Annotated in this window: 19 protein-coding genes; 10 read left to right on the top strand and 9 right to left on the bottom strand. The window is 68.9% G+C overall.

The window, feature by feature from the left end:
• Nucleotides 1-34 precede the first annotated feature (34 nt).
• From K7W41_RS13140 to K7W41_RS13130, 3 genes are all read right to left on the bottom strand, one after another.
• Entirely contained in the window at nt 35-1,336 is a 1,302-nt protein-coding gene (locus tag K7W41_RS13140; protein WP_224609268.1) for an NAD(P)/FAD-dependent oxidoreductase, read from the bottom strand.
• A 94-nt stretch (nt 1,337-1,430) separates the two neighbouring features.
• Nucleotides 1,431-1,634 (bottom strand): hypothetical protein, encoded by a 204-nt coding sequence (locus K7W41_RS13135; protein ID WP_224609265.1) that lies wholly within the window; start codon nt 1,632-1,634, stop codon nt 1,431-1,433.
• 46 nt (nt 1,635-1,680) lie between these two features.
• Nucleotides 1,681-1,932 (bottom strand): hypothetical protein, encoded by a 252-nt coding sequence (locus K7W41_RS13130; protein ID WP_224609262.1) that lies wholly within the window; start codon nt 1,930-1,932, stop codon nt 1,681-1,683.
• Between the two features lie 188 nt (nt 1,933-2,120).
• Between K7W41_RS13130 and K7W41_RS13125 the strand changes: the two genes are divergently transcribed.
• On the top strand, nt 2,121-3,311 hold the full coding sequence (locus tag K7W41_RS13125; RefSeq protein ID WP_224609259.1) for a M20 family metallopeptidase: 1,191 nt from the start codon (nt 2,121-2,123) through the stop codon (nt 3,309-3,311).
• 206 nt (nt 3,312-3,517) lie between these two features.
• Here K7W41_RS13125 and K7W41_RS13120 read toward each other — a convergent pair whose 3' ends face one another.
• The 5 genes from K7W41_RS13120 to K7W41_RS13100 all read right to left on the bottom strand — a co-directional run bounded on the left by K7W41_RS13120 (nt 3,518) and on the right by K7W41_RS13100 (nt 9,406).
• The gene (locus K7W41_RS13120) at nt 3,518-6,217 is read right to left on the bottom strand and encodes an HD domain-containing phosphohydrolase (RefSeq protein ID WP_224609256.1); all 2,700 of its coding nucleotides are present in this window, start codon (nt 6,215-6,217) and stop codon (nt 3,518-3,520) included.
• Nucleotides 6,218-6,443: 226 nt separating this feature from the next.
• Complete coding sequence (gene folE / locus K7W41_RS13115) at nt 6,444-7,055, bottom strand: GTP cyclohydrolase I FolE (RefSeq protein WP_380057436.1); 612 nt, start codon at nt 7,053-7,055, stop codon at nt 6,444-6,446.
• Between the two features lie 186 nt (nt 7,056-7,241).
• Entirely contained in the window at nt 7,242-8,459 is a 1,218-nt protein-coding gene (locus K7W41_RS13110; RefSeq protein ID WP_224609253.1) for an adenylosuccinate synthase, read from the bottom strand.
• Nucleotides 8,460-8,603: 144 nt separating this feature from the next.
• Nucleotides 8,604-9,029, bottom strand: a complete 426-nt coding sequence (locus tag K7W41_RS13105; RefSeq protein WP_224609250.1) for a secondary thiamine-phosphate synthase enzyme YjbQ — start codon at nt 9,027-9,029, stop codon at nt 8,604-8,606.
• Between the two features lie 17 nt (nt 9,030-9,046).
• Nucleotides 9,047-9,406, bottom strand: coding sequence for a hypothetical protein (locus K7W41_RS13100; RefSeq protein WP_224609247.1), 360 nt, complete (start codon nt 9,404-9,406; stop codon nt 9,047-9,049).
• 167 nt (nt 9,407-9,573) lie between these two features.
• Here K7W41_RS13100 and K7W41_RS13095 point away from each other — a divergent pair, with 167 nt between their 5' ends.
• Nucleotides 9,574-10,938, top strand: a complete 1,365-nt coding sequence (locus K7W41_RS13095) for a DUF4403 family protein (RefSeq protein ID WP_224609244.1) — start codon at nt 9,574-9,576, stop codon at nt 10,936-10,938.
• Nucleotides 10,939-10,940: 2 nt separating this feature from the next.
• Here the strand turns inward: K7W41_RS13095 and K7W41_RS13090 are convergent, their stop codons facing one another.
• Entirely contained in the window at nt 10,941-11,609 is a 669-nt protein-coding gene (locus tag K7W41_RS13090) for a flavin reductase family protein (RefSeq protein ID WP_224609241.1), read from the bottom strand.
• A gap of 36 nt (nt 11,610-11,645) precedes the next feature.
• Here K7W41_RS13090 and xseB point away from each other — a divergent pair, with 36 nt between their 5' ends.
• From xseB to K7W41_RS13050, 8 genes are all read left to right on the top strand, one after another.
• Nucleotides 11,646-11,897 (top strand): exodeoxyribonuclease VII small subunit, encoded by a 252-nt coding sequence (xseB, locus tag K7W41_RS13085; RefSeq protein WP_396115656.1) that lies wholly within the window; start codon nt 11,646-11,648, stop codon nt 11,895-11,897.
• A 297-nt stretch (nt 11,898-12,194) separates the two neighbouring features.
• Nucleotides 12,195-12,836 (top strand): lysophospholipid acyltransferase family protein, encoded by a 642-nt coding sequence (locus K7W41_RS13080; RefSeq protein WP_224609235.1) that lies wholly within the window; start codon nt 12,195-12,197, stop codon nt 12,834-12,836.
• 79 nt (nt 12,837-12,915) lie between these two features.
• Entirely contained in the window at nt 12,916-14,556 is a 1,641-nt protein-coding gene (locus K7W41_RS13075; RefSeq protein ID WP_224609231.1) for a DUF5995 family protein, read from the top strand.
• A gap of 5 nt (nt 14,557-14,561) precedes the next feature.
• The gene (locus K7W41_RS13070; RefSeq protein WP_224609228.1) at nt 14,562-15,194 is read left to right on the top strand and encodes a hypothetical protein; all 633 of its coding nucleotides are present in this window, start codon (nt 14,562-14,564) and stop codon (nt 15,192-15,194) included.
• Between the two features lie 331 nt (nt 15,195-15,525).
• Nucleotides 15,526-16,398, top strand: a complete 873-nt coding sequence (locus tag K7W41_RS13065) for an ABC transporter substrate-binding protein (RefSeq protein ID WP_224609225.1) — start codon at nt 15,526-15,528, stop codon at nt 16,396-16,398.
• Nucleotides 16,399-16,402: 4 nt separating this feature from the next.
• Nucleotides 16,403-17,410 (top strand): FecCD family ABC transporter permease, encoded by a 1,008-nt coding sequence (locus K7W41_RS13060; RefSeq protein WP_224609222.1) that lies wholly within the window; start codon nt 16,403-16,405, stop codon nt 17,408-17,410.
• Nucleotides 17,403-18,212 carry an ABC transporter ATP-binding protein gene (locus tag K7W41_RS13055; protein ID WP_224609219.1) on the top strand — a complete coding sequence of 270 codons (810 nt, stop codon included), beginning with the start codon at nt 17,403-17,405 and terminating at the stop codon, nt 18,210-18,212. Before K7W41_RS13060 ends, K7W41_RS13055 begins: the two co-directional genes overlap by 8 nt.
• On the top strand, nt 18,213-18,560 hold the full coding sequence (locus K7W41_RS13050; RefSeq protein WP_224609216.1) for a (2Fe-2S) ferredoxin domain-containing protein: 348 nt from the start codon (nt 18,213-18,215) through the stop codon (nt 18,558-18,560).
• Nucleotides 18,561-18,634 lie beyond the last annotated feature (74 nt).

The following is an 18,634-nucleotide window of genomic DNA, read 5'->3' as shown; positions in this document are numbered from 1 at the left end:
GTCGAGCATGGTGAGCCTCTCGACCACTGGACTTTTAGACTCCTCGACCTGCTGACCGGTCCAGCCGGAACAGCCGCAGGTCGTCCGCCGCCTGGCCCTGAATGTGCGCCGTGAGCAGCCGGGCGGCCTGCACGGAATAGGTGATGCCGTTGCCGCCGTAGCCCAGGGCGAACAGCAGCCGCTCACCGTTCGTTTTGGGGCCAATGTAGGCCAGACCGTCCTGGGTTTCGCCAAAGGTGCCGGCCCAGGCAAAGGCCACCTCGGGCTTCAGGTGGGGCAGCAGCCGTTCCAGGCGGCGCTCCAGTCGGCGCTGCTTGCGCGGCAGGCTGCGCTCGCGGCGGGCGGGGCTGTGGTGGGGGTCGTCCTCGCCGCCAACCACCACGCGGCCGTCCTGGGTGGTGCGGGCGTACAGGTAGGGGCGGGCGGTTTCCCAGATCAGGCAGCCCCCCGGCCACAGTTCGCCGCCCGCCTGGGCAATGGGCTCGGTGGCCAGGGCGTAGGAGTTTTTCAGCTGGGCCAGACGGCGGCCCAGAAAGGTCTCGGCCTCGTAGCCGGTGGCCACCACCACCCAGTGGGCCCGCACGGGCACGCCCCGGTCGGTGTGGGCGGTCCAGGTGCGGCCCCCGTCCAGCCGGGTCACGGCAGTACGGTCGTATACCCGCGCGCCCCGGGTCAGCGCCCGCTGCAGCAGCTGCTGGGTCAGGCGGTAGGGGTCCACCTCGGCGCCGTCGCGGCTGAAGAGCGCGGCGGGGGCCTGGATGCCAAAGCGGGCTTTCAGTTCCCGGGCGTCCAGGTGCTCCACCGCCAGCCCGGCGCGGGTGCGCGCGGCGTGTTCCTCGCGCAGCATCCGGGCGTCTTTTCTCGTGCTGGCGTAGTACAGACTGCCGCGCGCCCGGAAGCCGCAGTCGTCGGACAGCCCGGCGGTCAGGGCGCGCACCCGGTCAATGGCGTCCCGGCACAGGTGGTAGGCGCGTTCGGCGTCGGCGCGGCCAATCATGGCGCTCAGGTCCACCAGATTGGTGTCGATCTCGTACTGCAACAGGGCGGTGCTGGCACTGGTGCTGCCAAAGCCTGCGTCGCGGCGGTCCAGCACCACGGTGTCCAGGCCCGCCTCGCTCAGGGCGTCGGCCAGCAGGGCCCCGGTGATGCCCGCGCCAATCACCAGCACGTCCGCCTGTTCGGGGGCCGCCAGGGGCGGGTAGGTGTACATCAGCCCATTCGTCAGGGGCCAGAAGGCCCGTCCACTGCGCAGGTCCATCGCGGCCATCTTGGCAGCCGCCCGGGCGCGGAACTGCACGCCTTGCTGCGGTTGAGCTTGCGGGGCGGGGGCGAACACGGCCAGAAGCACAGCACAGCGGTGTGGCGCTGACCCACAGCGAAGTGGCCTCGCTGCGCTGGGCAGGAGGCCACGTGGGGGCTAGGACTGGAGGTTAGAACCAACGGCGCTGGGGCTTGCCGCGCAGTTTGCGCTGGGCGCGGTCCAGCAGGAAATCCAGGGCGCGGTCGCGCTTGCGGGCCTTGGTGTACTTGGTCTTGCGCTGCGATTTGCGGGCCAGGGCCAGCAGTTCCAGGGCGATGGGCGCCACCGTCAGCAGCAGACCAAGTTTGCCTTTGGAGCGGGTGCGGGTCTTCATGTCTGCCAGTACGACAGACGCGGCTGCAAAGTTGCTGAAGGGCCACTCAATACCCTTCATCGGTGAGCAGGTGGCTGTGGGCGGCGCGGGCCACAGCCAAACCGTCCAGCACGGTGTGGGCACGCAACAGGTGGCCCCGGCCCGCCAGCTGCGCGGCATACCGGGGCACTTCGGCTGCCTGCAGGTGGGCAGCGGCCACGCGCAGATGCGCCGCGGCCCGTTCCAGGTCGTGCGCGGCCTTTAGGGTCTGGGTGGCCTGTTCGGTCTCTGATACGGGCCGCCTCTGATTCCAAAGCATATTGGGAAGAGCGCAGGGGTGCTTTTCCATCGCCGTCGTCCCGGATGTTCTCGTGTTCGTTCCGCTCGCCCCTCGCCTTCGGCTCACCTGAGTTCCGTATGACCTGGGGCCCACCCTGCCATGTCCGGCATGGCGGAATGGTCGCTGGGCGGGCAGAAAACGGCGTGTCCGGCGCGGTAGGCTGGGGCATGACGGCAACCCAGGACAGGGCTGCAGGCCTGCGCGAGCAGCTTGTGGCGTGGCGGCGACACCTGCACATGCATCCCGAGGTCGGCTTTCACGAGCACGAGACCGCCGCGTTCATCGAGGCCGAGCTGAAGAAGATGCCGGGCCTGACGGTCACGCGGCCCACCGCCACCAGCGTGCTCGCGGTCCTGAAGGGCGGCCAACCCGGGCGCACCGTGCTGCTGCGCGCCGATATTGACGCCCTGCCCATCCATGAGGAAAACCGCTTCGAGTTCGCCTCCACGCGCCCCGGCGTCATGCACGCCTGCGGGCACGACGGCCACACGGCCATCCTGCTGGGCGTGGCCAAACTGCTCGCCGAACACCCAGAAACGGTGCCCGGCGAGGTGCGCATGATCTTCCAGCACGCCGAGGAAATCGGGCCCGGCGGCGCCGAGGAGCTGGTCATGGAGACGCCGCTGATGGACGGCGTGGATGTGGTCACCGGGCTGCACCTGAACAGCCAGCTGCCCGCCGGGGTGGTGGCGGTCAAGGCCGGGGCCTTTATGGCGGCGCCCGACACCATTGAGCTGACCATTCGCGGCAAGGGCGGCCACGGCGCGCACCCCGAAGAGACCGTGGACCCTATCGCCGTGGGCGCGCAGGTGGTGACCAACCTGCAGCATGTGGTGAGCCGCATGGTGGCCGCCCAGGACGCCCTGGTGGTCAGCGTCACCAAGTTTGTCAGCGGCACCACCCACAACGTCATTCCCGACAGCGCCGAGCTGATGGGCACCGTGCGCACCTTTGACCCTGGCCTGCGCGAGCGCGCGCCCCAGCTGATCGAGCGCGTAGTGAAGGGCATCTGCGCGGCCCACGGCGCCGAGTACGAGCTGCGCTACGAGTTCGGCTACCGCCCGCTGATCAACACCGACTGGGTGGCGGCGCAGCTGCGCGAGGTGGCCCTGGACGTGGTGGGCGAGGAGCGCTTCCGCGAGGCCAAACCCACGATGGGCGGCGAGGACTTCAGCGCCTACCTGGAAAAGGCCCCCGGCGCGTACTTCAACGTGGGCGCGGGCAGCGACGAGGCCGACAGCCGCTGGCCGCACCACCACCCCCGCTTCACCATTGACGAAACCAGCCTGGAAACGGGGGTGCAGATGCTGCACGCCGCGGCGCTGCGCCTGGCGCAGCCACAGGACGAGCGGGCGTAGCACGGGAAGGCAGGGAACGCGGACCAGGGGCTCCGGCCACCGAACCGCGTCCGTGCGGCACGGGCGCAGCTGGACCGCGGCCCCGCCCCCTCCTGCACAGCGCCTGTGCTGCCCAGGGGAGCGGCACCCAACGTCACCCGCCACTGGCCCCAGTGGTTCACTGAGCGGGCCTCCCTCTCCTCTGCCCGGTCTCCTTTGCCCGTCATTCAAACTGCAGGCATGGGATGGCGGCCCTCGCTGGGCGCCCCGGGGCCCGGGGCCACCCGGCGGAACAGCTCGGTCAGCTGTGGGTCAAACTGGGTGCCCGCGCCCTGCAGGATGATGGTCATGGCCTCTTCGTGGCTCATGGCGCCCTTGTAGGGCCGCACGCTGGTCAGGGCGTCGTACACGTCACACAGGGCAAAGATGCGCGCCAGCAGGGGAATCTGCTCGCCCCCAAGGCGGTCGGGGTAACCTGCGCCGTCCCAGCGCTCATGGTGGTGGCGCACCACCTCATGGGCCTGTGGGTGCAAGAAGGGAATGCGCGCCACCAGTTCGGCGCCCAGCGGCGCGTGCTGTTCCATGATCAGGCGCTCTTCCGGGGTCAGGCGGCCGGGCTTGAGCAGGATGGTGTCTGGCACGCTGAGCTTGCCAATATCGTGCAGGGTGGCGCCGTGGCGCAGGGCAAGGCGCTGGTCGTCGGGGAGGTTCAGGGCCTCGCCCATGCGCGCGGCGAGGTCGCGCACGCGCTGGGTGTGGCCCTGGGTTTCCAGGTCGCGGGCTTCCAGGGCCACGCCCAGCATGTTCAGGGCGGCGTCCAGGGTGGCGCGCAGGTCGCTGAGGTGCGCGCTGCGCTCCATGACCCGGGTGCCCACGCTGGCCAGCATGGCGGCCAGGGCTTCCTCGCTGGACTGAAAGGGGCGGTGGGGGTCGCGCAGCAGGCACAGCACGCCCAGCGGCTGGCGGTCATGCGAACGCATGGGCACCACCATCAGCGCCTGCTGGGCCGTGCGCCCGGCCGGGTGGATGTACGCCCCCGGGGCATCCTGCACCCGCGCGGCGCGGATGATCCGCCCGCTGTCCAGCGCCTGCCAGGACAGCCCCTCGCCCCGGGGCAACTGGCCTGGGGTGTCCATCTGCTGCGCCGGGCCCGCCTGGGCCGAGGGCACCAGCGCGTCGAGGCCAGGATCGTACCGCAGCAGCAGGGTGGAACTGGTGCGCAGCAGGTCGTGCGCCGCCTGCGTCAGGTAGGCGGCAATCTGCTGCTCACCCACGTCCAGGTTCAGGTCGCTGTGCAGCTGCGCCAGTTGCTCCAGTTCCCGCCAGCGCTCTTGCAGCTGCAGCAGCGCGGCAATCTGCTGGGCAAACACCTGGGCATCCTGAATGGCCCCCGCCGAGAACACCGCTTCAGATTCGGTGGATTCCAGGTTCAGGTGGGCCACCACCTCGCCCCCCACCACCACGGGCAGGCACAGACTGGCCCGCAGCGCCGTGCGCTGGCCCAGGTCGGCAAAGGCCTGCCGGGGCCCCGAGGCCAGTTCGGCGTCGGCCTCGGCCCACACGCGCTCGATTTCAGCGGGGCGCAGCACCCGGGGCACCCCCTGGCGCCACGCGTCCAGGCCCTGCCCGTACCAGCGCAGCTGCGAGGCCTCTGGCAGCGGTGTGCCCACCAGTTCGTGCGCGTAGCCCACAGCGGCGCAGATACGGAACTGCACCCCTTCGCGGATGTTCAGGCTGCCGCAGCCCACCCCGCTGATGGTGGTGACCGCCAGCTGCAGCAGTTCCTGCCAGTCCTGGTCCCGCAGGGGGCGGCGCTGCGCCAGCAGTTCCACGGTGGTGCGCTGGGCCTGCCACAGCGAGTAGCGGGGGCGCAGATCGGGCACCGGGGCGGGCGCGGCGCGGCGCGGCAGGTCGTCCAGGGTGACCAGGCGGTTGCCGCCGTTGGTCTTGGCCACGTACAGCGCTTCGTCGGCCCGGTGCACCAGTTGCGCCGGTTGCTCGCGCAGCAGCCGGGAGGCCAGCCCCGCCGACACGGTCAGGCAGGCCCAGGGCGCGGCGCTGCCCGGATCGGTCAGCTGGGCCTGCACGCGCGCCACCACCGCCCGCGCGTCGGGTTCAGGCAGATTCAGCAGCAGGGCAAAGGCCTCGTGGCCCAGCCGGAAGCCGCACCCCGGCGCCGCGTCGTGCAGCACCTGCCCGACATAGCGCAGCGCCCGCTCGCCCGCTTCGGGGCCGTGCTTGTCGGTCAGCTGGCGGAAGTCATCCACGTCCAGCAGCACGAGGTGATCGCCCACCTCCAAGCGGGCCAGGGCTTCATCAAAGCGGCGGCGGTTGCCCAGGCCGGTCAGGTCGTCGGTCATGACCTGCTGGCGCAGATCGTTCGCCAGCCGCAGCAGCCGCAGCCGCGCCTGCAACACGCCCAGCACCAGAACCGTGGCCACACTGTGCAGCGCCAGCATGCCGGGGTACACCACCAGGCCCAGCGCACGCGACTCGGGCAGGAACAGCAGCGGCAGTCCCACGCCCAGGTAAGGCAGAGGCAACTTCCACAGGTCGCGCAGGTTGGCGTGCGCGAGGTCCAGGGTGGGCCGCAGCAGCGACGCCGCCCCCAGCACCGTGAGGGTATTGACCAGCGCCACCAGCCCGCCCAGCTGTGATTCCAGCAGCCGCCACGCCACCGTGGGCAACGCCACCAGGGCGCCCGCCCCAAGGCCGTAACGCAGCGTGACCAGCGCAATGGGCACGTACCGCAGGTCAATCTTGTACGGCCCTACCTCGACGGCGTAGTGCATCAGCACGGCGGCGGTGCCCGCCGAGAGCAGCAGGCGCAGGGCGTGGTCGGGCCAGTGGCGCCGCACCGGCCAGTCGCGGTAGGTCAGGCTCAGCAGGAACGTGCAGGTGAGCAGCAGGCACAGGTTCAGTAGCACGGCACGTCCTCCCTGCCCACCGTACCGCTTTCCCACTTACACCAGTCTCACCCCCGCCCCCGGCGACTGTACCTAAAGTGACAATTCTGGTCGTTTGATTCTGGCCCTGGCTGTGGGCAACTGGGGGCGCTGGCGGCGGGCCCGCAGCGCACCAAAACGCCGGGGGCGGCCCCCGGGAAAGCGCGCCGCCCACCGCTCTGACAGCGCTGTCACACCCCGGCTGGCTTTAGCGGCTGCGCAGGGTGCCCTGCACGGCGCTCATGAATTCGGCGCGGGTGCGCGGATCGCTGCGAAAGCGCCCGCGCATGGCGCTGGTGGTGGTGGAGCTGTTCTGCTTCTGCACCCCGCGCATGGCCATGCACAGGTGCACGCCTTCCATGTAGACCGCCACGCCCTTGGGCGACAGCAGGCCCTCCACGGCGTCGGCAATCTGGGTGGTGATGCGCTCCTGCACCTGCAGGCGGCGCGAATACAGGTCCACGATGCGCGCAAACTTGCTGAGGCCCAGAATCTTGCCGTCGGGGATATAGGCGATGTGCGCCCGGCCATAAAACGGCAGCATGTGGTGCTCGCACATGGAATAGAACTCAATGTCCTTGACGATCACCATCTCGCTGCCCTCGGCGGCAAACACGCCCTCGCCCACCGCGTCGTGCAGGGTCTTGTGATACCCGGCGGTCATGAAGCTCCAGGCCTTGGCCACGCGGTGCGGCGTGCGCGTCAGGCCCTCGCGCGCCGGGTCCTCGCCGATGGCTGCCAGCCAGTCGTGCGTCAGCGCGCTCAGGCCGGGCACCTCCTGCTTCTCATCGGCGGCACTGATCACGGGTTCAATGGTCACAGGACAACTCCTTTGCGGGCCCCGCCTGCGCGCGCAGACCGGACCCCATGATGAATGCCGCGAGTGTAGGCCAGGGCCCCTCGCGGCGACTGTCGGATGGCTTTCATGCCCTGGGGGCGTGGCCCCGGTGGGCGGCCGGGGCCAACCGCGAAGACGCGCACGCCTCCACTGGCCCCAGGCTTTGGCTCAGGCCCAGCTGACCTCGCCGTAGGTCTGCTCGCGGGCCGGGCCGCACGAGAAGATGACCACCGGGCAGTTCACGGTCTCTTCAATCAGGTCCAGGTACGCCTGGGCCTCCCCCGCCAGGGTGGCGCGGCTGGTGGCGCCCTCGGTGGTGGCCCAGCCGGGCAGGTGCTTGAAGAGAGGCTCGCCGCTCTGGCCGTAGGCCACGCAGACCGGAATGCTGTCCAGGCCCGCCAGAATGTCCATCTTGTTGATGACCAGCCCGTCCAGGCCGTTGACCTCCACGGCGTATTTCAGCAGCGGCAGGTCCAGCCAGCCCACGCGGCGGGCGCGCCCGGTGGTGGTGCCGTACTCGTCCCAGGGCTTAGAGCCGTCGCCGCGCAGGCGCAGGATGCCGGCTTCGTCGTGAACCTCGGTGACAAAGGGCCCGTGGCCCACGCGGGTGTTAAAGGCCTTCGCCACGCCGTACACCTTGTGAATGGCCTTGTGGTTCACGCCCGCGCCCACCAGAATGCCGCCCACCGTGGGGTGGCTGCTGGTGACAAAGGGATAGGTGCCGTAATTCAGGTCCAGCAGCGTGGCCTGGGCGCCTTCAAACAGCACGTTGCGGCCCTCGGCAATGGCGGCGCGCAACTGGGCGCCCGTGTCGTGAATGAAGGGGGCCAGCGCCTCGCGGATGGGGGCCAGGGCGTCCAGGGCCACCTGAACGCCGGTCCAGCCCGCGTCCCGGGTGGAATTGGGCTTGGCTTCCAGCAGGCGCTCAAGGCGCTCCGCGAGTACGCGGTCGTCCAGCAGGTCGCCAAAACGGATGCCCACGCGGCGGGCGCGGTCGGCGTAGGCCGGGCCAATGCCGCGCCCGGTGGTGCCCACGAAGTCCTTGCGGCCGTCCACGTACTTGTGGTGCGGCAACACGAGGTGCGCCCGGTCACTGATGCGCAGTTCCGGCTGCAGCCCGCCTGACAGCAGGTTGCCCCGCTCTTCCAGAAACTTGTCCGGGTCAATGACCATGCCGTCGCCCAGCACGCTCACGGTGCCTTCGTGCAGCACGCCGCTGGGCAGCAGGTTCAGCTTGAAGGTCTGCCCCTTTGCGGTCACGGTGTGCCCGGCGTTCGCGCCGCCCTGGTAGCGCACCACGTACTCGGCTTCTGGCGCGAGAAAATCGGTGATTTTCCCCTTGCCCTCGTCGCCCCACTGGGCGCCCACAATTGCAATTCCAGGCATCTCAGCCCTCCGGCCACGCGCACAGACTTGCTTTTGCTTGCCCGCCGGAGCAGGGCAAAAAAAACACGGCGCGCAGCACCGTACCTCAGTGTAGGGGATGGGGCAGGCGCTGGGCGCGGGGTTGTTTACGTGGGGTGGACACCTTCAGACGCTTTCGCCGTGCAGGGTCAGCAGGAGGCGCCGCGCGCCGCCGTCATCGCGGTGTTCGCACAGATAGATGCCCTGCCAGGTGCCCAGCGCCAGCCGCCCGCCTTGCACCGGCAGCGTCAGGCTGGGGCCCAGCAGGCTGGCCTTGATGTGCGCGGGCATGTCGTCTGGGCCTTCGAGGGTGTGTTCCCACTCGCGCCATCCCTCGGGGACTGCATGGTTGAAGTACCGCTCGAAGTCGCGCCGCACGTCGGGGCTGGCGTTCTCGTTCAGGGTGAGGCTGGCGCTGGTGTGCTGAATGAACACCTGCAGCAGCCCGGCGCGGACGCGGGCCAGTTCCGGCACGGCCTGGACCACGTCGCGGGTAATCAGGTGAAAGCCGCGCCGCCGGGCCGGCAAGGTCAGGGTGTGCTGGGTCCACATGGGGCCGAGTGTAGGGGTCAGGGGATCGGGGCGTCACCGCGCGCGGCCCGGGTTGAGGTGGCCAAGAGGTTGCCGGGGGTTCCCTCTTCTTCTGGGACAAAGGAATAGCCACGCTGGCGGTCAAGGCTGTCCACATTCAGCCGCCCGCAGACCGGGCACTGGTACAGGGCCCGCATATCGCGCAACCAGAGATCCGTGATGCGGTCACTGAGCCGTTCTCGCCGCTCCTGAACGGTCAAGGCTTCGATTTCCAGCACCAGTTCTTCCAGGCTGTCCAGAAACGCGTGCAGGCGCTCGTCGGGAAGCAGGTGCGCCTTATGAGGCAAAAAGTCCGTTTGATCGCGGATGACCTCGCCGCAGGGGCAAGCAAATTTCATCTGGGTATTCTCACCCGACACACCGCCAGGAATGGGCCCCTTCTGGACCTCTCAACGGCTGGACCCCTCGACCCCTGACTCCTCGACGCCCAGCACCACGCCCTCCTGGGTCGGCTTACAGAGCGGCACTCCACCCTCTCTCACCCGCCGCCGCTACCCTGGCCCCCATGCGCCGCCTTCTCATGCCGGTCGTGTTGACTGCGCTCATGACCGCCCCCGCCTGCGCCGTGTCCACCCTGACCCTGCCGGTGACGGTGCCCCTGAGCAGCGTGCAGGAAGCCGCCAATGCCCGCGTGCCGCAGGAATTTGCGCGGGTGGACGAAACGCGCAGCTTTCTGGGGGGCCTGCTGAGCGTGCAGTTGCAGGGCACCGTGACGCGCACCGGCCACGTTCGCATCAACCCGGCGGCAGATGGCTCGGGGCTGGTGGTGCAGGTGCCCATCCGCGCGGCGTTCCGGGCCATTCCGGCCGGCAGCGGCACCCTGGCGCGCGACTTTGGCGGCGAGGCGACCATTCGCCTGACCGTCACGCCGTACGTGACGCCCGAGTGGGAGGCCGGGGTGCGCGTGAAAGGCGATTATGCGTGGACCGACCCCCTGAGCGTGGACCTGACCCAGGGCGTGCGGATCAGCGTGCAGTCGCTGGTGGACCCCCAGGTGCGCGCGCAGCTGGACCGGGTGGCGGCGCAGATAGAAGCGGCGGTGCGCAGCGGCGCCCGCCTGCGCCCCCGCGCCGAGGCCCTGTGGGCGCGCGCGGCCCAGCCCTGGACCCTGCCCACGCCCGAACCCGCCTACGCCCGGGTCCAGCCCCTGAGCCTGCAGGTGACGCCGCCACGCTTTACCCCAGACGCCCTGAAGTTGACGCTGGGCGCCAACCTGAACCTGGGAGCCGGTCTGGGCCGCGCCCCGGCCCCGGGCCCCGCGCGCCCCCTGCCGCCGCTGAACACCGTGCCGCAGCTGAGCCCCGGCCTGGACCTGCAGGTGCCTGTGCGGCTGCCCTACCCGGAACTCTCGCGGCTGGCCACCCAGGCTGCGGCCCAGAGAACGCTGCCCCTGCCGGTGCCCACCTCGCCCACCCTGCGGGTGCTGGGCGTGACGTTCAGCCCGGCCGGCGCGCGCCTGAACGCCGCTGTGCGCGTGCAGATCACCGGGCCGCTGGGCCTGCGGGTGGGGGCCACCGTGGACGTGCAGGGCACCCCGGCCCTGGACCCCGCCGGCCAGACCCTGACCCTGCAGGGCGTGCGGGTCACCACCCGGCGCGAAGGCCTGACCGGCCGCGTGATCGGGTATCTGGCCGACGCCCGCGCCCAGGCCTACCTGCAGGGCGCCGCCCGCTTTGACCTGCGCCCGCCGCTGGACCGGGCCCGCGCCGCGCTGCAGGCCCGGCTGCCCTTCACCGTGGCCCCCGGCGTGACCCTGCAGGGCACAGTGGGCCCCCTGAAGGTGCGTGCGGTGCAGGTGACCCCGGAGGCCCTGCTGGTGACGGGCGAGGCCACCGGCAACCTGAACGCCAGCGTGACCCTGCCGCGCTGAGCCTAGCTCTCCCCTTCCTGCGCGGCCTGCCACACTTCGAAGGTCAGGCGGTCCAGCACAAAGGTGTCGCGCGTGCGCGCGTAGGTGCCCCGGCCCCCCAGCCGCCCCACGAGGTCCAGCGCGGCGGTGTCGACGTGGTACTGCGCGGCGTCCTGCACGGCCTCCGGCTGCAGGGCCAGCCCCAGCACCTCGCCCAGGATGATGCGGGTGCGGCCAATGGTGAGGGTCTGCACCTCGCGGCATTCCAGGGCCGCCGGGGCCGCCACCACGCGCGGGGTGGGCACCTGCACGCCCGGGGCCAGGGCAATGCCCAGGACGCCCGGCTCGCTGTGCCCGTGCGGAAAGTCGGTGGCGGTGGCGTTCATCAGCGGCGCGAGGTCGAAGCTGACCAGATTCACCGTAAAGGCGCCGCCGGGGCCAATGTTGCGCGCGGTGTCCTTGGGGGTGCCGTCGGGGCGGTTCCCGGGGGCAAAGGCCACCACGGGCGGGTCCGAGCCCATCAGGCCAAAAAAGGAATAGGGCGCCAGATTCACATGCCCGTCCTCGCCCAGGGTGCAGACCCAGGCGATGGGCCGGGGCACCACCACCGCCGTGAGCAGCTTGTAGCGCGCCGCCGCAGGCAAGGCGGTCAGGTCAAAGTGTTGAGGGGGCGGGGTGGGCGCAGCGGGCATGGCCCCAGCCTAGCGGGGGGCGCTAGCATGGCCCGCGTGAGTGCCCCCCGTCCACTGTCCTACCGCGAGGCCTATGCCCGGCTGTCGCGGATTGCTGCCGAACTGGAGGGCGGCGAGGCCGATCTGGACCGCGTGCTGCCCCTGCTGGAAGAGGCGCGCGAAGCCTACGCCGAGTGCCGCGCGCGCATTGAAGCGGTGCGCGCGGTGCTGGCCGGCGACTGGGCCGGCGCCGACGAGGATCCCGAGGATGAGGCCCTGGACAACGAAGCCGACGAGGATGAGGACTGACGGCGGCGGCCAGGTGTAGCCACGGGCCAGATGACGGCCCCTGCACTTCCGTTGGCGGCGCTGTCTCGGCCGAACCCTCACAACGGTCTCCCGTTCGGCCCAGGGGAGGAAAGCAGCCCCTCAACGCCACGCCAACCGCTGTCTGTCGCGGGCACTCGCGCCGCTCGCACCACATGACCTGCAGAGTTCACCTTCAAGCCATATGGTGCCCGCTCTCACTTCGTTCGCCCTGGCGCCGCCCTGGGCGATGTTGGGTTGCGCTGTGAGCCCCCGGCCCCGGCGCGTATGCTGACCCCCATGAGTGACGCCGCCCGCCCCGAGCGCGCTGCCCCCGCCCAGGTGCCCCCTGCCGAACCGCCCGCGCCCCCCGTGAACCCCCGGGTGTACCGCTTGGTGGTGGACGTGACCTACCTGCCCGTGCTGCTGGCGGGGCAACACCTGGAAGTGCATGGCCGCGAGCACGTGCCGCCCCCGGGCACCCCGCTGGTGGTGGCCGCCAACCATGTCGGCGCCCTGGACCCGTTTCTGGTGGCCCGCGCGCTGCCGCCGGGGCGTTACCTACAGTTCATGGCGAAAAAAGAGCTGTTTGTGCCCGGCATTGGGCACATCATCCGCGCTGGGGGATCGTTTCCGGTGGACCGCAGCGGCAATGATCTGGTCGCGGTGCGCACCGCCCTGCGGGTGCTGAAGGCGGGCGGCACCGTGGGCATCTTTCCGCAGGGCACGCGCGGCGGCGCCGAGATGCAGGGCGGCGTGGCCCTGATTGCCGCCAAGGGCCGGGCGCCCATTCTGCCGGCCGGCATCAGCCGCCGGGGCAAGGCCTGGGTGATCCGCTTTGGCGAGCCCATCTCACCGCGCGGGGGCATCAAGGCGGTCACGGCAGAGCTGGCCGAGGTGCTGACCGGCCTGTCCGGGCCGCTGGGCGACCCACTCCCCTAAGACTCTCTGAAGGCAGCGGCCACCCAAGGGCTGGTCAATCTGCGCCCAGACCCCAGGCCAGATGACCTAGGGTTAAGCCATGACGTTCGAGCCGCGTCGCCCTGGCGAGGGCGCGACCCCATCTTCCCGTCAATCCACCACCGCCAACACGACGGCGCCCGCTGCGGCACGCGAGCAAACTGAACCCGTTATGGCCCTGGCACCTTCAACCTCTGCCCAGGCAACAGCGAACCGTCTGGCTGGGGCCATTAGCCCTTGGCGCAAGAAGGGCAAGCTCTTCGGTCATCCACCTGTCCGGGACGAGTTCGGTGTCCCCAACATCAACATTGGCGAGAGCGAGTCCGCGTACAAGACCCTGCTTGCCGGGGCGCGCAGTCTCCTCAAGGGGCAACGTGACCGGGCTGACGCGATGCTCAGCAAAGACAAGACGAAGGTCCTGGACTACCGTTACTGGTTCGCCAAAGTCTACAGCTACGTCACAGAACAGGAAATACGGTACTGCGAAGAACGAACCTTCGATTACCCCAGCTACGTGATGCAGTGCGTTCTGTACTTCGACAAGATTTACGCCGACAACCTGAAGGCGGCACAGTCCCAGGTGGAGCCGCATTGGAAAGCGGCGTTTCAAAGCGCCCACAACATGGAACACGGTGACGGTTTCCCGACGGAGGCAGGTGGGGTGCTGTTCGCCTTGGTGGCGTCCATGCTGGCACACATTCGCTTTGACCTGCCGCGCGCCGAGGCCTGGGTGGCGCAGAGCTACGGACAGAAGTACGGCGCCAAGCCATCGGACTTCAAACCGGACTTTTTCCGCATGAGCGGGGTGTTCGATATTGCCGGGCGCAAGATGTACGGCGATATACAGAGGCTTCTCAACAACGGCAGTGTCAGCGGTGCCGTCGGGACATGGGCGGTCTTTCAGGGCATCCAGGCCAATCTGACAGACGGGGCGATGCGGTACGTCATGGGTGCGGACATGAGCACCGAACGTCTGGTCACCTGGCGGCGTATGACGGCGCTGGTGGGTCAGGGTCTGACGCCTCAGAACCCCTATACGCTTAAAGACGGCAAATTGACGGGAGACATCACAAAAACACCGCAAGCAGGCATCGGGAATCTGAACAAAATTGCGCCAGATGCCATTCAGCCCGTTATGGCTGGGATTCAACCCACTTCAACGGTGGACCGCTACGGTGATGTCTTGGGGGGCCTGCAAGTCTGGGGACAGGATTTTTTACAGGACTTCACGGTGGGCAATCAGTACGTTGCCAAAGAGACCAAAGCCTACCGTGATTCCCAGCAGCGCGAAAGAATGGTGCCTGAGCGACATGCCACGATGCTCTTGCAGCTGATCTACCTGTACTCCAAAGGCTTTGACGAACCGGATGTCCAGCAGCTGGTCATGCTGGCCTTGAAAACAGCCAAAGATCAGGGCAGCCTGGTGATGGTTGTTAATATGGTGGACGCGTTTTCATTAGTGAATGCCTTTCCACCCGGTCAACGAGGCGCAATAAGCGATTTTTTACTCGATAATTATTACACGTACTTAGAATCTATGAACGCCGCCAATCTCATTATTAAATGGAATGCGCTTGGCAGCCGAGATGCCTTTATTCAGGCCACCGTTAGCGACATCTATCTAGCCCTTCCTAAGGGCAAAAGGGATGCTGTCAAGCGCATTTTAGCCGAAGAGGACGTTCGGCTCGCTTACCTGAGGTGACTCGTATGAACAGCACCTTTCTTATTGCCGCTCTTGTTCTTGCTGGGGGGGCCATTATCGTGACACAGAATACCGCCAAGCGCGCCACGCGTACACCTGAGCAGGCCATAGATCAATTCATCCGGGGACTGCTTTTAGTTGATGCCAATATCCTGGCGGCTTCATTGGGAGAAACTCAGACTGGTGAACAAATACTCGCTCAGACATGGGGCGTATTGACACCTTATATAGATCGCCGTGAGCCGTCCGACCTCAACGAGTACAGTTGGAAAGTGATTGATGTAAAAACTTCTGGCAGTCAGGGTACTGCCAGGGTTGAATTTAAAGCTCCAAATGTGGGTGCTCAGGTCGCACGTATGCGCGAATTGCGGGGCGCACGTTTTAACGCCGAAGGTCAACTTCTCGGCTATGATCCCAGCAATCAATTGAGCATGGAGCAGGCCTTGGAGATGGCCCGTCGTGACCCCAACATTCTTCCTGTCGTGTATTTGGTTCCAGTGGGTGTGCGGTTGCGCGACGGCAAGAAGCCTGACTATTGGAGCGTTGACCCAAACAATAAACTCACCAGGGCGCTGTTTGATGTCGTGCGCGACGGCGACAGCTTGGCCAGCAACGCGCAGTATCTGGTCAGGCCGTAAGGGCCTCGCCCTCTTTGGCAGGCGGAGAAGCTCTGTGCTCTATACTGCCCCCTGACGGCTGCGGGGGGAAATCCGGTGAGAGTCCGGTTCTGTCGCGCAACGGTAAGCCCCGCCAGGCGTGGGGACAAGACCGAACACCTCCGCCGTTCATGCCTCGCCCTGCGGAGCATGTGGCCTGACCTCTCGCGGAAAGGGGGCACGGCCGTGAAAGTTGGCGGCCCCCCCGTGGGCCCCCCGCACGCGGCCCCTGCGTTGACCCCTGACCGCCCCCCGACTGGGGCGGCGTTTTTGTGGCGCCGAAGACCGAGGGGTCCAGGCAAGGAGACTGCCCATGAACCGTGCCCTGACCCTGACTGCTGTCCTGTGCGCCGCCCTGTCGGCGGCGGCCAGCGCCACCACCTACCCCCTGACCTTCACCGACGACCTGGGCCGCAAGGTGACCCTGAAGGCCGAGCCAAAGCGCATTGTGAGCATGCTGCCCAGCACCAGCGAAACGCTGTGCGCCCTGGCCGCCTGCGACAGGCTGGTGGGCGTGGACGACTACAGCGATTACCCCGCCTACGTCACCAAGCTGCCCAAGATGGGCGGGCTGTACAACCCCAACGTGGAAGCGATTGTGGCCCGCAAACCCGACCTCGTGCTGGTGAGCAAGTACGGCAAGCTGGCTGAGCCGCTGACCCAGGCGGGCATCACGGTGATCGCCGTGAACCCCGAAACCTACGACGAGGTGTTCAGCAAGACCCTGCTGCTGGGCAAGATCGTCAACCGCGAGGCACAGGCCAAGGCGCTGGTGACCTCTATGAAGCGCGAGATTGCCAAGGTCGAGATTCTGACCAAGACGGCCGTGAACAAGCCCACCGCCTACTACGAGATTGACCCCACCCCGTACTCCATCGGCCCGAATTCCTTCATGGGCACGCTGCTGACCAAGGCCGGCGCGCGCAACATCATTCCGGCGACGATGGGCGATTTTCCCAAGGTAGACCCCGAATTCATCGTGAAGCAGAACCCGCAGCTGATTCTGGGCGTGGACGCGGGGACGGCCGGCGCCCGCCCCGGCTGGAACACCATCACGGCCCTGAAAACCGGCAAGGTCATGACCGTGCCCAAAGAGCTGAACACCATGCTGGGCCGCCCCGGCCCCCGCCTGCCCCAGGCCCTGCGCGGGCTGGCCAAGCTCGTTCACCCTGAACTCTTCAAGTAAGGCTGTGTCCAGCGCCGCCGCGCCCCGCCCGCCCCGTTCGGCCCTGCCCCTGCAGGTGGCGGGGCTGGCCCTGCTGCTGCTGTTGGCCGTGGTGCTGGGCACGGGGCTGGGCCGCGTCATGGTGCCGCCCGGCGAGGTGCTGGTCGCGCTGTGGCGTGGCCTGAGCGGACAGGAACTGGCCGGCAACGACGTGATCGTGTGGCAGATCCGGCTGCCGCGCGTGGTGATGGGCGTGCTGGTGGGCGCCAGCCTGGGGGTGTGCGGCGGGGCCTTTCAGGGCGTGTTCCGCAACCCCCTGGCCGATCCCTACCTGCTGGGCGTGGCCAGCGGCGGCGCCCTGGGGGCCACTGCCGTGATCGTGGGCGGCGGCCCACGGCCCCTGATTCCGGCGGCGGCGCTGCTGGGGGCGCTGGGCGCGGTCATGGCCACGCTGGCGCTGGCGCGCGAAGGCCGCCGCCTGCCGCCCACCCGGCTGGTGCTGGCGGGCGTGATGGTGGGCAGCGTGCTCAGCGCCCTGTCCACGGCGCTGCTGCTGCGCGGCGAGGACCGCGCGCGCGAGGTGCTGGCCTACACCCTGGGCGACCTGGGCTTCAGCGGCTGGCGCGAGGTGGGCGCGGTGCTGCCCTACGTGGGCCTGGGGGCCGGCGCGCTGCTGCTGCTGGCCCGCGCCCTGGACACCCTGCAACTGGGCGAACTCACCGCCCGCAGCCTGGGGGTGCCAGTAGAGCGGCTGCGGCTGCTGGTGATCGGCGCGGCCAGCGTCGCCACGGCGGGGGCGGTGGCCTACGTGGGCATTATTGGCTTCGTGGGGCTGCTGGTGCCGCATGTGGTGCGGCTGGCCTTTGGGGCCGGGCACCGCACGCTGCTGCCGCTCTCGGCGCTGCTGGGCGCCGCGCTGGTGGTGCTGGCCGACCTGCTGGCGCGCACCACGCCGCTGTCGCAGGTGGGCATTGTGACCACGCTGCTGGGCGGGCCCTTTTTCCTGTGGCTACTGAGGCGCACCCGTGACTGAGTCGCCCCCTGCGACCGCGCCGGGCCTGGAAGCGCTGGACGTGCATGTGCAGGCCGGCAGTTTTCCGGCGGTGCGTGGGGTCAGCGTGCACTTTCCGCCCGGGGCGCTCTCGGCGGTCATTGGGCCCAATGGCGCGGGCAAAAGCACGCTGCTGCGCGCCTGCCTGGGCCTGTCGCGCCCGGAACGCGGCGAGGTGCGCCTGCTGGGCCGCCCCCTGGGCCAGTGGAGCCGCGCGCAGCGCTCGCGCCTGCTGGCTTACCTGGCCCAGGGCGAAGAACTGCCCCTGGGGACCACCGTGCGCGACATGGTGGCCCTGGGGCGCGGCGCGGGCACATGGCGTTTTGGCCTGCTGCCCCGCGACCCCTGGGGCCCCGAGGACGAAGCGGCGGTGGAGGGCGCCCTGGCCCGTACCGACACCGCCCGTTTTGCCACTCGCCGCCTGGGCGAACTGTCGGGCGGCGAGCGGCAGCGGGTGGCGCTGGCCCGCGCGCTGGCCGCGCAGCCGCGCTTTTTGCTGCTGGACGAACCCACCAACCACCTGGACCTGGCCTACGCCCTGGACGTCATGCGCTACCTGCGCTGCGAGGTGGCCGGCGGCCTGGGCGCCGTGGCCGTGCTGCACGACCTGAATCTGGCCGCCCGCGCCGACCATCTGGTGCTGCTGGCCCAGGGGCGGGTGCTGGCCAGCGGCCCGCCGGGCGCGGTGCTGACCCCCGAACACCTGCACGCGGCCTACGGCGTGTGGACCCGGGTCGTGCGTGACCAGGAGCGCCTGATCGTGATTCCCGAGGATGGCCTGTAAATGACCCCCAAGTTTTTTTCCACCCGTGCCCACCTGCTGGTCTGCCAGGGGCAAAGCTGCCAGGGACGGGGCTCGGCGCTGCTGTACCGGGCCCTGTGGAACCACCTGGAACGTGACGCCCTGGCCTACTACAAGAAGGGCGGCAGCCTGCGCCTGACCGAAAGCGGCTGCCTGGGCGCCTGCTCGTACGGCCCCACCCTGTGCGTGTACCGCGCGCAGCCGGGCGGGGGCGGCGCCCTGGAACAGGCGTGGTACGCCGCCGTGGATTTTCCGCTGGCCCGCCGCGTCGCCCAGGCCGCCCACGACGAAGCCCCGCTGCCCGAAGACCACCGCTACGGCCCGGAGTAGGGGGCAGCAAACACCCGCGCTGGCAGAGGTGACTCCTCCAGCGCGGGTGTTTGCTTGGCTTGATGCGGAACGCA

This window comes from Deinococcus multiflagellatus (genome assembly GCF_020166415.1).
In the GTDB taxonomy this organism is placed as follows: Bacteria; Deinococcota; Deinococci; order Deinococcales; family Deinococcaceae; genus Deinococcus; species Deinococcus multiflagellatus.
The sequence above is the reverse complement of the archived record's forward strand: the minus strand, read 5'-3'. Positions and strand labels throughout refer to the sequence as shown.

Excerpts from the sequence above, each read along its gene's own strand:
- K7W41_RS13135 (WP_224609265.1), bottom strand. The coding sequence starts at position 1,634 with ATGAAGACCCGCACCCGCTCCAAAGGCAAACTTGGTCTGCTGCTGACG.
- K7W41_RS13130 (WP_224609262.1), bottom strand. The coding sequence starts at position 1,932 with ATGCTTTGGAATCAGAGGCGGCCCGTATCAGAGACCGAACAGGCCACC.
- K7W41_RS13125 (WP_224609259.1), top strand. The coding sequence starts at position 2,121 with ATGACGGCAACCCAGGACAGGGCTGCAGGCCTGCGCGAGCAGCTTGTG.
- K7W41_RS13110 (WP_224609253.1), bottom strand. The coding sequence starts at position 8,459 with ATGCCTGGAATTGCAATTGTGGGCGCCCAGTGGGGCGACGAGGGCAAG.
- K7W41_RS13105 (WP_224609250.1), bottom strand. The coding sequence starts at position 9,029 with ATGTGGACCCAGCACACCCTGACCTTGCCGGCCCGGCGGCGCGGCTTT.
- K7W41_RS13100 (WP_224609247.1), bottom strand. The coding sequence starts at position 9,406 with ATGAAATTTGCTTGCCCCTGCGGCGAGGTCATCCGCGATCAAACGGAC.
- K7W41_RS13095 (WP_224609244.1), top strand. The coding sequence starts at position 9,574 with ATGCGCCGCCTTCTCATGCCGGTCGTGTTGACTGCGCTCATGACCGCC.
- K7W41_RS13090 (WP_224609241.1), bottom strand. The coding sequence starts at position 11,609 with ATGCCCGCTGCGCCCACCCCGCCCCCTCAACACTTTGACCTGACCGCC.
- K7W41_RS13080 (WP_224609235.1), top strand. The coding sequence starts at position 12,195 with ATGAGTGACGCCGCCCGCCCCGAGCGCGCTGCCCCCGCCCAGGTGCCC.
- K7W41_RS13075 (WP_224609231.1), top strand. The coding sequence starts at position 12,916 with ATGACGTTCGAGCCGCGTCGCCCTGGCGAGGGCGCGACCCCATCTTCC.
- K7W41_RS13070 (WP_224609228.1), top strand. The coding sequence starts at position 14,562 with ATGAACAGCACCTTTCTTATTGCCGCTCTTGTTCTTGCTGGGGGGGCC.
- K7W41_RS13065 (WP_224609225.1), top strand. The coding sequence starts at position 15,526 with ATGAACCGTGCCCTGACCCTGACTGCTGTCCTGTGCGCCGCCCTGTCG.
- K7W41_RS13050 (WP_224609216.1), top strand. The coding sequence starts at position 18,213 with ATGACCCCCAAGTTTTTTTCCACCCGTGCCCACCTGCTGGTCTGCCAG.